At 74.9% G+C, this 12460-nt stretch carries 14 protein-coding genes; 8 read left to right on the forward strand and 6 right to left on the reverse strand.

Features of this window, described 5'->3' with window-relative positions; genetic code table 11:
* Positions 1 to 9: 9 nt before the first annotated feature.
* Positions 10 to 900 carry an ABC transporter ATP-binding protein gene (locus tag ABZW10_RS04870; protein WP_355359999.1) on the forward strand — a complete coding sequence of 297 codons (891 nt, stop codon included), beginning with the start codon at positions 10 to 12 and terminating at the stop codon, positions 898 to 900.
* Between the two features lie 103 nt (positions 901 to 1003).
* Positions 1004 to 1987, forward strand: a complete 984-nt coding sequence (locus ABZW10_RS04875; RefSeq protein ID WP_355360002.1) for an iron-siderophore ABC transporter substrate-binding protein — start codon at positions 1004 to 1006, stop codon at positions 1985 to 1987.
* Between the two features lie 7 nt (positions 1988 to 1994).
* Here ABZW10_RS04875 and ABZW10_RS04880 read toward each other — a convergent pair whose 3' ends face one another.
* The 4 genes from ABZW10_RS04880 to ABZW10_RS04895 form a co-directional block, all read right to left on the reverse strand.
* Positions 1995 to 2366: a hypothetical protein gene (locus ABZW10_RS04880; RefSeq protein WP_355360005.1), complete on the reverse strand. Its 372-nt coding sequence runs from the start codon at positions 2364 to 2366 to the stop codon at positions 1995 to 1997.
* A gap of 6 nt (positions 2367 to 2372) precedes the next feature.
* Positions 2373 to 3920 (reverse strand): protein kinase, encoded by a 1548-nt coding sequence (locus ABZW10_RS04885; RefSeq protein ID WP_355360008.1) that lies wholly within the window; start codon positions 3918 to 3920, stop codon positions 2373 to 2375.
* A 492-nt stretch (positions 3921 to 4412) separates the two neighbouring features.
* Positions 4413 to 5618, reverse strand: a complete 1206-nt coding sequence (locus ABZW10_RS04890; RefSeq protein WP_355360011.1) for a hypothetical protein — start codon at positions 5616 to 5618, stop codon at positions 4413 to 4415.
* A complete protein-coding gene (locus ABZW10_RS04895; RefSeq protein WP_355360897.1) occupies positions 5615 to 6502 on the reverse strand; it encodes an RNA polymerase sigma factor in 888 nt (295 codons plus the stop codon). The genes ABZW10_RS04890 and ABZW10_RS04895 overlap by 4 nt, the downstream gene beginning before the upstream one ends.
* Positions 6503 to 6785: 283 nt before the next feature.
* Between ABZW10_RS04895 and ABZW10_RS04900 the strand changes: the two genes are divergently transcribed.
* The 6 genes from ABZW10_RS04900 (at position 6786) to ABZW10_RS04925 (ending at position 11353) form a co-directional block, all read left to right on the forward strand.
* Entirely contained in the window at positions 6786 to 7526 is a 741-nt protein-coding gene (locus ABZW10_RS04900; protein ID WP_355360014.1) for a hypothetical protein, read from the forward strand.
* Between the two features lie 177 nt (positions 7527 to 7703).
* A complete protein-coding gene (locus ABZW10_RS04905) occupies positions 7704 to 8375 on the forward strand; it encodes a VC0807 family protein (RefSeq protein ID WP_355360017.1) in 672 nt (223 codons plus the stop codon).
* Between the two features lie 129 nt (positions 8376 to 8504).
* The gene (locus ABZW10_RS04910) at positions 8505 to 9245 is read left to right on the forward strand and encodes a tyrosine-protein phosphatase (protein ID WP_355360020.1); all 741 of its coding nucleotides are present in this window, start codon (positions 8505 to 8507) and stop codon (positions 9243 to 9245) included.
* 82 nt (positions 9246 to 9327) lie between these two features.
* The gene (locus ABZW10_RS04915) at positions 9328 to 9777 is read left to right on the forward strand and encodes a GNAT family N-acetyltransferase (protein WP_355360023.1); all 450 of its coding nucleotides are present in this window, start codon (positions 9328 to 9330) and stop codon (positions 9775 to 9777) included.
* A 41-nt stretch (positions 9778 to 9818) separates the two neighbouring features.
* On the forward strand, positions 9819 to 10523 hold the full coding sequence (locus ABZW10_RS04920) for a class I SAM-dependent methyltransferase (RefSeq protein WP_355360026.1): 705 nt from the start codon (positions 9819 to 9821) through the stop codon (positions 10521 to 10523).
* Between the two features lie 71 nt (positions 10524 to 10594).
* Positions 10595 to 11353, forward strand: coding sequence for a Clp protease N-terminal domain-containing protein (locus tag ABZW10_RS04925; RefSeq protein ID WP_355360029.1), 759 nt, complete (start codon positions 10595 to 10597; stop codon positions 11351 to 11353).
* Positions 11354 to 11409: 56 nt separating this feature from the next.
* Here the strand turns inward: ABZW10_RS04925 and ABZW10_RS04930 are convergent, their stop codons facing one another.
* Both ABZW10_RS04930 and ABZW10_RS04935 read right to left on the reverse strand, forming a co-directional pair.
* Positions 11410 to 11901, reverse strand: coding sequence for an NUDIX hydrolase (locus ABZW10_RS04930; RefSeq protein ID WP_355360032.1), 492 nt, complete (start codon positions 11899 to 11901; stop codon positions 11410 to 11412).
* Between the two features lie 60 nt (positions 11902 to 11961).
* Positions 11962 to 12399, reverse strand: coding sequence for an SRPBCC domain-containing protein (locus ABZW10_RS04935; RefSeq protein ID WP_355360035.1), 438 nt, complete (start codon positions 12397 to 12399; stop codon positions 11962 to 11964).
* Positions 12400 to 12460: the final 61 nt, after the last annotated feature.

A 12460-nucleotide genomic window follows, 5' to 3' on the forward strand; every position in this document is an offset into this window, starting at 1 on the left:
GAGGTCCCGATGCCCGCCGACGCCGAGTCCGTCGATGCCGTCGACACCGAGTCCGCCGGGGCCGCCGGGCGGGCGTCCGCCCACCGCCTGGAAGCCCGGGAGCTGACCCTCGCCTACGAGGCGCGGACCGTCGCCGAGAAGCTCTCGCTGCGGATCCCGGACGGGAAGGTCACGGTGATCGTCGGGCCGAACGCCTGCGGCAAGTCCACCCTGCTGCGTGCGCTGGGCCGGCTGCTGAAGCCGGTTCGCGGCGCGGTGCTGCTGGACGGCGAGGAACTGGCGCGCGTCCCCACCAAGCAGATCGCCCGGCGGATCGGGCTGCTGCCGCAGTCGCCGAGCGCCCCCGAGGGCATCGCGGTGGCCGACCTGGTGGCGCGCGGCCGCCAGCCGCACCAGAGCTGGTGGCAGCAGTGGTCGGCGCAGGACGAGGAGGCGGTCGCGGAGGCGCTGGAGCGCACCTCGACGGCCGAGCTGGCCGAGCGCGGGGTGGACGAGCTGTCCGGCGGGCAGCGGCAGCGGGTGTGGATCGCCATGGCGCTCGCCCAGGGCACCGACATCCTGCTGCTCGACGAGCCGACCACCTTCCTGGACATCGCGCACCAGGTGGAGGTGCTGGACCTGGTGCGCCGGCTGAACGTGGAGCGCGGGCGGACGATCGTCGCGGTGCTGCACGACCTCAACCAGGCCGCCCGGTACGCGGACCACCTGGTGGCGATGCGGGAGGGCCGGATCGTCGCGCAGGGCCCGCCGGCCGAGGTGGTGACGGCGGAGCTGGTGCGCGAGGTGTTCGGGCTGGAGTCGGTGGTGGTGCCGGATTCGGTGACCGGGACGCCGCTGGTGGTGCCGGGCGCGCCGTGGACGGCCGGGGCGCAGACACAACGGGCCGAGGCGGACGCGTAACGGGCCGGGGCGGACGCGTAGCGATGTTTTACGCACCGATTACGCACCAATTCGGACATAATCGACGCGCCGTGCCCGCCCGCCCCCGTCGTCCGAGGTGCCGATGTCCCCGCTCACCCGCCGCACCCTGCTGACCGCGCTCGGCGGGCTCGGCGGCACCGCGCTCACCGGCTGCACCACGCACCGCACCGCGCCCTCGCCGCCCGGGCTCACGGCCGGCGAGACCCCCTCCCCCACCCCGCTGCCGGACGTCACCGTGGCCACCGCCACCGGACCGGTCACCGTGCCCGGCGCGCCGATGCGGGTGGTCACCCTGGACACCGCCGAACTGGACTCCGCGCTCACCCTCGGCATCACCCCGGTCGGCGCGGCCCGGCCCGCGGCGGACCGGGGCTTCCCCGACTACTGGCCCGCCTCCCGGCTCGCCCGGACCGCCTACGTCGGCCCGGCCGGCTCCCCGGACCTCGCCGCGGTCCGCGCCCTGCGGCCCGACCTCATCCTGTCCAACCAGGCCCGCGACGGCGACCGGTACGACGAGCTGCGGGCGATCGCCCCGACCGTGCTCACCCAGACCACCGGCGCGCCCTGGAAGGCCAACGTCCAGACCCACGCCCAGGCGCTGAGCCGCCAGGCCGCGGCGACGGCCTTCGCGACCTCGTACCAGCGGCACGTCAACCAGGTGGTGACCGCGCTGGCGGACGCCAAGGCGGGCGGCCGGAAGGTCAGCCTGCTCCGCTTCGTCGAGGGCGGCGGGATCCGGCTCTTCGGCAAGCAGAACTTCCCGGGATCCGTGCTCACCGACGCCGGCCTCGGCCGCCCGGACGCCCAGAACACCGACCAGTCCGACATCGAGCTCCCGCCCGACCAGCTCGCCAGGGCCGACGGCGACCTGCTCCTCTACGCCGACTACGGCGACCCGGACCGCAACGGCCTCAACGCCACCCTGGCGAGCCCCGCCTGGCAGTCCCTGGAGGCCGTCAGGGCGCACCGCGCCTTCCCCGTCGACGACCAGCTGTGGTTCCAGGGGATCGGCTACACCGGCGCCAACTACGTCCTCCAGCAGCTCCAGCGCTTCCTCGGCGCCTGACCGGGGCTCAGGCGCGCGGGAGGTCCGTCGCCAGGATCAGGCGCTGGACGTCGAGCACCAGGGCGAGCCGGTAGCGGCCGGTGGCGGCGAGGGCGTCGTAGAAGCGGCGGGCCGCGGCCTCCTGGCGGACCAGGTCGCCGTCGACGTCCTTCACGTCGAGGTAGGAGTCGTAGCGCTCGAAGGGGATGCCCTTGTCCTCCTCGAACTCGTGGGAGAACGCCAGCCAGACCTTCGTGCGGTCGAACCCCGCGTACCGGTCGTCGCACTCGTTCCCGCTCGGGAGCAGGGACACGCCGCAGGCGGCCTCGACGTCCGCGACCAGCTGCTCGTGGGAGACGCCTTCGGCGCGCTCGACGAAGACCTCGTGGTGCGTGCTCATGGCGGGTCAGTCCTCCTGGTCGGCGACGGCGTTGAGGGAGGTGATGAGCGAGGAGAGGCCGGAGTTCCAGTTCTGGTACGTCGGACCGTCGATGGCGTGCTTCTTGGCGAGGTCGCGGACGGTCCGCTGGGCGCCCTTCAAACGGGCGGCGGCGTCATCGGGCCGGCCCTCGTTGAGACGGGCGGTGGCCTCGTCGAGGGTGCGCAGCAGGTCGATCTGACGGGCGCGCTCCTTCTCCACCTGGGTCTGCGCGATGCTCTGCCGCAGGGCGTTGATCTGGACCAGCGGCGCCGGGTCGTGCGGGGCCGGGGTGGTGGCGGGCGCCGTCGGGGTCGGCCGGGCCGACGGGGTGGTGGCGGTCGGGGTGGGCGTCGGGGTCGGGGTCGCGGCGGGAGTGGACGGCGGGGCGGCGGGGGCGCTCGAGGTGGGACGGGCGGACGGCGCGGCGGCGGGGGTGGCCGGGTCGTCGAAGGCGGTGAGCGCGAGCACCGCGGCGCCGGCGACACCGGCCAGGCCTAGGGCGCCGAGCACGATCGGCTTGCGGCGGCTCTCCCGCTCGGGCTCCGCCATCGGCGCTGGGGCCGCCGGGATCGGCGCCATCACCGAGGTGGGGGCCGGTGGCGCCGGCTGGGGCGGCAGCAGGGTGGTGTGCTGCTGGTCCGGCCCGGGAGCGGCGAGGTGGGCGGGCGGCAGCGGGGCGGCGGCGAGCAGTTCGGTGGTCGGGTCGGCGGGCACCGACCCCGGGGCGCAGGCCAGCAGCTCGGCCCGCGCCGCGAGGGCGTCCGCCGGACGGCCGGCCGGGTGCTTGGCGAGCAGCCGCAGCACCGCCGCGTCCAGCGCGGGCGGCAGGCCGGGACGCCGGGCCGAGGGCGGCAGCGGCTGCTCGCCGACGTGCTTGTAGGCGATCGCCACCGGCGTCTCGGCGGCGAACGGCGGCGCGCCGGTGAGCATTTCGGTCAGCACGCAGCCGACCGCGTAGAGGTCGGTGCGGCCGTCCAGCGGACTCGCGGTGGCCTGCTCGGGCGACAGGTAGGCGGCCGTGCCGAGCACCGAGGCGGTCTGGGTGAGGTTGTGCGAGGAGCCCGCCCGGGCGATGCCGAAGTCGACGACCTTCACCCCGCCGTCGTCGGTGATCATGATGTTGCCGGGCTTGATGTCCCGGTGCACCAGGCCCGCCGCGTGCGCGTGGGCCAGCCCCTCGCAGACCGCGGCCGCGATCCCGACCGCCTGCTCGACCGGCAGGACCGGCCGCTGGGCCAGCAGCGCGGCCAGTGAGCGGCCGTGCACCAGCTCCATCACGATGTACGGCGAGCCCTGGTCGACCCCGGAGTCGAAGACCATGACGATCCTCGGGTGGACCAGCATCGCGGCGTGCTGCGCCTCGCGGCCGAACCGCTCGGCGAACCGCGGGTCGTCGGCGAGGCCCCCGTTGAGGACCTTGACGGCCACCTGACGGCCCAGCACGTGGTCCACTCCGCGCCAGACCGTGGCCATGCCGCCGACACCGAGTATCTCGACGAGTTCGTAGCGCCCGTTCAGCGCGCGTCCGATCACCTGGAACCGCTCCCCTCAGAGGCCCGCCCGGGGTCCCGGACCGCCTCGTGCACCTGTGCACGATAGCCCCCTGCGACGACCGGCCCCGGGCGGCGGCGGCCTGCCCGGGAGGGTGGGCGGCCGGGGAACCGGGCAGCGGATCCCCGACCGCCGGCTCATGGGTCGTACGGGACGACGGTCACGGTCGGTGCGGGTCGGACTGGTCGAGCGGGTGCCGGCCCGCCCTGACTGCGGGCGGGCGGGCCGGCGGGTTCCGGTCCGGCCGGGCCGGCGGGCGCGTTCCGGGGTGCGCCTGCCGTCCCGGCCGGGGCCGGCCGGGTGGACGGCCGGCACGGGGGGCCGGCCGACCACCCGGAGTCCTCGGGTGGAGCGGGGTACTGCGGTGGTGCGGCTACTGCGGTGGTGCGGTCACTGCGGCGGTGCGGGGTGGAGCGTTCCGGATGAGCGACGGGCCCGGGGGGAGTCACTCGCCGCCCATCCGGAGATCGTGGGTCACCTCGTGTTGTCCGAGGTGATGTCGGGCCGGTCCGTGCGGTCGGTCCTCGGCTGCCCCGGCGGGGCCGCCGTGGTCGCCGCGGGTGGTGCGGGCAGTGCGGTGGCGGCCTTCGACGGCCGGCCCCCGTTGCCGTTGCCGCCGCCGTTCGCGCCGGAACCCGAACTGTTGCCGGAGCCTTGGCCGTTGGAGCCCTGGCCGTTGCTCCCCTGGCCGTTGGAGCCCTGGCCGTTGCTCCCCTGACCGTTCGAGCCCTGACCGTTGCCGCCCCCACCGTTCCCGGAGGTCGCGGCGCCGGACCGGGACGGTGTGGGACCGCCCTGCTGATCGCCGCCACCCGCGCCGGAGAGCAGCCGGGCGCAGTACTCCTCCACCTTGTCCACCCCGCCGGCCGCGGCGGCCAGCCCGCCGAACTGCGGATCGGTGACCAGTGTGTGCGGGCGCTCACCCTTGCCCGCCCGGTCGGAGAACGCCTTGCAGAGCGCCGCGTGGGCCGCCGGGTTCGACGGACCGCGTCCGTCCCCCGGCGTGGAACCGGACGGCTGCGGCGTCGGCGGCCGGGTCGCCTGGGCGGACGGAGCGGCGGTGGCCGGACCGCCCGAGGGGCCGGACGAGGAACCGTCCGAGGGGGCGCCGGAGGTTCCACCGGTCGGAGCGGCCGTGAACGGCCCGGCCGACGGCGCAGCGGAGCGCGCCCCCGCCGTGGCCGTCGCGGTCGTCGCGGCCGACGTCACCGGAGCGACCGCGTGCCGCGGCTCGTCCGGTCCGCCGCCCAGGGCCGAGGGGAAGTTGCCCGTTCCGGCCGCGACCGCGACCCCGCCGAGCGCCGTGGCGCCGAGCATGACGACGGCGGCCTTCGTGCTGAAGGCCCTCGTCAGCGCGGCGGTTGCCATCGAACGTCTCCGGACGGGTGCGGGTGCGGCGGGTACTGCGGGGACAGGCGCGAGACGGACCTCCCGGAACGCGGCCAGGGCCGCTTCCTCCCCGGCCAGTTCGCCCCGCGTCGCCGGCGCCGCGGCGGCGGCGAGCACCCGGGCGACCCGTTCTTCCGGCCCGTGCTCGGGCGGGAGGGTCCCCGTGTGCCCGGTGTTGCCGTCCGGGCCGGTGAGCGAGGCGTCCCGCCCGGCCGACGGGCCGCCCACGGCACCGGCGAGCAGTCGCTCGGCAGTGTCACGGTCGATCCGACGGGATCGGTTGGTGCTCATCTCATGTCCTTCAGCGTCGCGGCCCGGCGTTCTGTCACACCCTGTGGAGAATTTTTTTTCGCGGTCCTCCCCAGCCCCTTCCGGGCGGCCCCGCCGCCGGTCGGCCCCCCGGTCGGACCGCCGGTCGGACCGCCGGTCGGATCCCCGTCCCGGCCCGGCCGCGCCGCCGGGATCCCCGGTCCGCCCGCGCCTGCCCCCGCGCCCGCGGGGAAGGACTGTTCCAGCAGCTTGGCGAGCCGCTTCAGTCCCCGGTGCGCGGCCATCCGGACGGTGCCGGAGCGCTTGCCGAGCACCTGGGCGGCGCTCTCCGCGTCCAGTTCCATCACCACCCGCAGCAGTACCGCCTCGGCCTGGTCCCGGGGCAGCCGGGAGATCAGCGCCAGCGCGTCCGAGGTGCCGACGGCGGCGAGCGCCGCGCCCGCCGTGTCGTCCCCGCCGGCCAGTTCGGCCAGGTACTCGAAGGGCAGGTCGGTGACCGGCCGGCGGCGGCGGGCCCGCAGGTGGTCCAGCGCCCGGTGCCGGGCGACGGTCGCCGCCCAGCCGCGGAAGCCGTCGCCGTCGCCGGTGAACGACCCGAGGTCGCGGGCGATCTGCAGCCAGGTCTCGGAGGCGATGTCCTCGGCGTCCTGGGCGTCCTCGGGCCGGCCCCCGACCAGCACCCGCAGGTAGCGGAGCAGACCCGGCTGGACACTCCGGAACAGCAGCCGGAAGGCCTCCTCGTCCCCGCCCTGCGCGGCCCGGACGGCCTCGGTCAGCTCGACGGGGGTGGTGGCCGCGCCCGTGGGCGGACCGGGTGGCGGGCCTGACGTCGGGACCGGTCCGGACCGGCCGACGGGGCTGTCGGTGCCCGCACCGGGGCGTTCTGCACTCTGCACCCGCCACATCATCCGCCATGCGGACGAACGGCCCGTTCCGGCGGGTCCCGACCGTCGCCCGCCGCCGCACCGGTCGCCCGGGCGTCGTGACACGGGCCGCAAGTCAGCCCCCAAGAAACCTTCAGGTCGAAGGTCCCGAGAGCATCTGGCCTTCGTCTACGGCATTAGAACCGCCACACCACCTACGTTGTAGGTGAACGATCCATTCCGGCCGCTGCGCCGCCGCCCTCGCGCCCTCCCCCTTCCCCGCGCCCCGGGCATCGCCGGCCGCTCCCCCACCCCCAGGAACGCCATGACCTCCGCCGCCCACGAGCTCTTCGAGCGCGGCCTGCGCGACCACCTCGCGCCCGCCCTCCGCCGCCTGGGCCTCACCGGCTGGCGGCGGACCTTCAGCCTCCCCGACCCGACCCACTGGGCGCTGCTCGGCCTGGTCGAGCAGCGCACCGACGGCCGGCTGCGCTACACCTTCGACCTGAGCCTGGTCCACCGCGCCGACTGGACCGCCGCCGCCCTCCCCGGCCCGCGCCCGGACCCGCGCGCCGTCTACGGCATCGAGTCCTGGCGCACCCGGATCGGCGAACTGCTGCCGGTCGGCGAGGACGTCTGGTGGGAGGTGCTGCCCGGACCGCGCTGGCGGGTCACCCTGGACGACTCGGTGGCCGCCGTCCGGCACTACGGGCTGCCCGAGCTGCGCCGCCGGGCCGAACGGGAGCGCGGCGCCGCCACCGGCGAGACCTATCTCTCGGCCGCCGAGCTGGAACAGGTCAACACCGCGCTGCTGGCCGTCCCGGTGGCCCGTATCCAGCGCGCCGAGCTGGTCGACGGTGCGCTCGTCCTCACCGGCGCCTGGACCCGGGCGGACGCGCCCGCCCGCACGGTGCTGCGCGGCGTCGCCCACGGGTTCCTCTCCGCCGAGGAGGAGTCGGCCGAGGGCGTGTCGGCCGGGGAGGAGCCGGCCGGGGACCGGCTCTTCGCCGTGGTGCGCTGCGTGGACACCCTCGGCCGACCGCTCTGGGACTTCGGCCACCCCTGACACCGCACGGCGTTCGCCCTGCTCAACGGCACCGTCACGGTGTGCGCCGTGACAACTGTCATGCGGATCCGGCAACGCACGGCACTGCTGGGCGGGCGGCCCCGCTCGGAAGACTGGAGGCACGACGGAGCGGGCAGCGGCCCGCCGACCGAGCAGCCAGTCCGGGGAGGACCCACCATGAGCCAGATCGCCGCCACCGCCACCACCGGCAGCGCTCCCCACCCCCTCGGCAAGGCCCTCCGCCCGCTCGCCGTCGACATCGCCGGCCCGCTCGCCGGCTTCTACCTCCTCCACTCCGGCCTCGGTCTGAGCGAGTTCGCCGCCCTCGCCTGGAGCAGCGCCTTCCCGATCGCCCGCACCGTGCTCGGCCTGGTCGGGGAGCGCACGCTCAACCGCTTCGCCGCCCTGATGCTCGGCGTCAACCTGGTCGGCCTGGCGCTCACCGCCGTCAGCGGCGACGCCCGGCTGATGCTCGCCAAGGACTCCGTGCTCAGCGGCTTCATGGCGCTGGCGATCCTGGCCTCCGCGCCGACCGCCCGTCCGCTGATGTCCGCCGCGCTGCGCCCCTTCCTCACCAAGGGAGACCCGGCCCGCGACGCCGCCTGGGACCGGCTCGCGACGGGCTCGCGCGCCTTCCGCCGCCACGAGCGGCTGTTCTCCGCCGTCTGGGGCGGCGCGCTGCTCGCCGAGTGCGCGGCCCGGGTGGTCGGCGCCTTCACGCTGCCGGTGGCCACCATGGCGTGGCTGTCGACCGTCCTGCTGGTCGCCGGGCTGGCCGCCGGCTCGGTGCTCGGCCGGGCCGCCGCCGAGCCGATGGCGAAGCTGGTCCGCGCCGAGGCCGCCGCCTGAGCACCACCGCACCACCCCGCACCACCCCGCACTGATCATCCGACCATCCCAGGAACCATCCGGCTCCACCGGAAGTCCACACATCACGAGGGGGTAACGGGACCCCCTCGTCGAGGAAACGGGGAACCGATGAGCCGGGCCGATGCGCAACCCACCACCACCGAGGACCGCACCCTGGTCTGGGACGGCTGCCTCAACGTCCGCGACCTGGGCGGACTGCGCACCACCACCGGCGCCCGCACCACCCGCGGCGCGATCGTCCGCGCCGACAACCTGGACCGGCTCACCGCCGAGGGCTGGGACGCCGTCCTCGACCACGGCGTGCGCACCGTCGTCGACCTGCGCGACATCACGGAGTACAAGCCGCTCCTGCCGCTGCCCGAGGGTGTCGAGCTGATCCGCGTCCCGCTGGACGAACTCGCCGGCCCCGCCTGGTGGAAGAGCTACGGCCACCTCGACGGCACCCCGCTGGCCCTGCGCCCCTACCTCGACCACTGCCCGCACGCCGCCGCCGAACTGATCACCACCATCGCCGGCGCCCGCCCCGGCGGCCTGGTCGTGCACTGCGGCGCCGGCCGCGACCGCACCGGCCTCGCCGCCCTCCTGCTGCTCGCCCTCGCGGACGTCACCCCCGCCGAGATCGTCGCCGACTACCTCCTGAGCGCCCCCAACGTCCGCCCCCTCTACGGCATGCTCGGCCTCCCCGACCAGTACCACCGCATCGACGCCGTCCTCGCCGAGGCCGGCACCACCGCGGAGGCCGCCGTCGCCGCCACCCTCGCCGACTTCGCGCCCACCCCCTACCTGCTGTCCGCCGGCGTCACCCCCGCCGACCTCGCCGCCGTCCGCGCTCGCCTGCTGCCCTTCTGACGGACCGCCACCCGGAGCGGGAGGCCGATCGGTCCGGCCCTCCCGCCCCGGCGGCCGGTCCGCGCTCTGGCAGACTCCGGTCGTGATCTTCCGTACCGCCACCCGCCGGGACCTGCCCGCCGTCATCGCCCTGCTCACCGACGAGGAGGGGGTGACCGATCCCGCCTCGGTCGAGGTCGACGAGACGTACGCCCGCGCCTTCGCCGAGGTGGACGCCGATCCGCGCAACGAGATGCTGGTGCTCGACGAGGGGGACGGCACGGTGGCCGGCTACCTCCAGGTGACGTACATCCCGGGGCTCGGGCGCGGCGGGGCGGAGCGGGCGCTGTTCGAGGGGGTCCGGGTGCGGGCGGACCGGCGCGGGGCCGGGCTGGGGCGGGAGTTGATGATCCGGGCGATCGAGCGGGCCCGGGCCCGCGGGTGCACGCTCGTCCAGCTCACCAGCAACAAGCGGCGGACCGGGGCTCACCGGTTCTACGGGTCGCTGGGCTTCGACCGCAGCCACGACGGGTTCAAGCTGACGCTCCGATAATCGTTCGCGGTCGGCCCGGTGAGCGCTCAATACTGCCGGGCATGGTGGACTTCTCCGACTTCGACACCCGCAACTACCCCACCGTGGACGTCCGGACCGGCTACGCCGGCTGGGTCGACACCTACGAGCAGACCGTCGAGGACGCGATGGACCTCGCCGTCCTCGACCGGCTCGCCCTGCCCGCCTGGCCGGAGGTCCGCCGGGCCGCCGACCTCGGCTGCGGCACCGGCCGGACCGGCGCCTGGCTGCGCGGCCGGGCCGCCGAGGGCCTGCTACTGGACGGTGTGGACCTCACGCCCGAGATGCTGGCCCGCGCCGAGGAGCGCGGCGCCCACGACACCCTCACCGAGGGGGAGGTCGCCGCCACCGGACTCCCCTCCGGCGGCTACGACCTGGTGATCTCCTCACTGATCGACGAGCACCTGGCCGACCTCGGCCCGTACTACCGCGAGGCCTTCCGACTGGCCCGCCCGGGTGGGCGCTGCGTCCTGGTCGGGCTGCACCCGTACTTCATCATGGCGGCCGGCATGCCGACCCACTTCACCGGCGCGGACGGCTCGGACGTCGCCATCACCACCCACGTCCACCTGGTCTCCGACCACCTCACGGCCGGCCTGGCGGCGGGCTGGACGCTGGTCGAGATGCGGGAGGCGGTGGTGGACGAGGGGTGGATCGCGCTCAAGCCGACGTGGGAGAAGTACCGCAGCCGCCCGGTCTCGGCGGCCTACGTCTGGGAGAAGCGGTAGGGAGGCCGGCCGGCCACTCCGGCGTCAACCGATGGTTGACGATGGCGGATCGACAACCTAAGGTTGACGCTATGGAGAATCCGATCGTTCCCAAGACCACTCAGCTGCGCCTCGACGATCTGATCGACGCGATCAAGAAGCTCCACCCCGACGCGCTCGACCAGCTCTCCGACGCCGTCATCGCCGCCGACCACCTCGGCGAGCTCGCCGACCACCTCATCGGCCACTTCGTCGACCAGGCCCGCCGCTCCGGCGCCTCCTGGACCGACATCGGCCGCAGCATGGGCGTCAGCAAGCAGGCCGCCCAGAAGCGCTTCGTCCCCAAGGACCCGGCCACCCCCAACGACCTCGACCCGAGCCAGGGCTTCGGCCGGTTCACCGACCGGGCCCGGCACGTCGTGATGGCCTCGCAGGAGGAGGCCCGCCAGGCCGGCAACGCCGAGATCGGCGCCGAGCACCTGCTGCTCGGCCTGCTCGTCGAGCCCGACGGCCTGGGCGTGCGGGCGCTCGCCACCCAGGGCGTCACCCCCCAGGCGCTGCGCACGGCCGCCACCGCCGTGCTGCCGGCCCCGGACGCCGAGGTGCCGGCGCTCATCCCGTACGACGCCCGGGGCAAGAAGGCACTGGAGCTGACCTTCCGGGAGGCGCTGAAGCTCGGTCACAACTACGTGGGCACCGAGCACATCCTGCTCGCCCTGCTGGAGCTGGAGAACGGTGCCGGGGTACTGAACGACCTCGGCGTCGAGAAGGCGGAGGTCGAGCGCGTCGTCGGCGAACTCCTCGCCGCCTTCATCGCGTCGAACGCGAACGACGACGAGGGCCAGGCCTGACCGGACCGTTCCGGGGCCGCGCGGGACGGGCGCGGCTCCGGGACGCCGTCGGTCGCTCAGAAGCCCGACACATGGGTGGTGACGATCCGGACCCGCCCGTCCGACTGCGCCGCCAGGGCCGCGCGCAGCCGCAACGACCGCGCCGGCCCCAGTAGTTCGAGCGCTTCCTCGTCCTCGACCCAGCGATGGTCGTCGAGTTCGCCGGCCGGGACGGTCACGGGGGTACCGTCCGGGACGGCGCCGAAGTCGAAGAGGAAGTGCTCGGCCGGGTGGTCGAGTTCGTCCGACGGGTGGGTCCAGGAGATGGCCAGCAGCTCCCCGGCCTCCCGGACGATGCCGGTCTCCTCCAACAGCTCCCGGGCCGCGCACTCCGCGGGCCCCTCCCCCAGGTCGATCGTCCCGCCCGGGAACTGCCAGTGCTCCCGGTAGCCCGCCTTGACCAGCAGGATCCGCCCGGAGGCGTCCCGCAGGACGCACCCCGCCGCCGCGTAGATCCGCGGCAGCGAGGCCAACCACTCTTCACGGGACTTCAACGGCTCGACCGGCACGGCTGGGCCTCCTGGGGGGCGGGGACACGATGCGTCCCACTCTGCCAGTCGGCGGAACGGTCAGCTCCGGGTGGCCATGTACTCGACCAGGCGGTCGAAGCTGGAGTTGTGGCCGGCCTCCGCCTCCGGGCCCAGGAACATCGCCGGGACGTTCTCCTGCTCCATGAGCACCTGGGTGCGGCCGTCGCCGAGGTCGCTCAGGGTGATCCGGCCGGTGAGACCGACGCCCTCCTCGAAGAACTCCAGCATCTCGTCCTCGCGGATCGCGGTGAACCGGGCGCGCAGCGGGTAGCGGTCGCCGGTCGCCTCGATCACCATCGTGCTGTCGAAGCGTCCACCGACCTCCGGCTCGATGGTCACGGTGTCCAGCGGGACGTGGGTGCCGACCGGGCCCCAGAAGCGGACGAACTGCGCGGGCTCGACGTACGCCCGGAAGACCTCGGCCGGGGTGGCGCGCAGCTCACGGACGATGGACAGGGTGCCGAGGTTCTCGGTCATGGTGGTGGTTCCTTCGGTTCGGAGGGAGCGCCGCTCGGTGCCGCGCTTTCACAGAGGTAGA

The sequence above is a fragment of the Kitasatospora sp. NPDC004723 genome, assembly GCF_040609255.1.
Lineage (GTDB): Bacteria > Actinomycetota > Actinomycetes > Streptomycetales > Streptomycetaceae > Kitasatospora.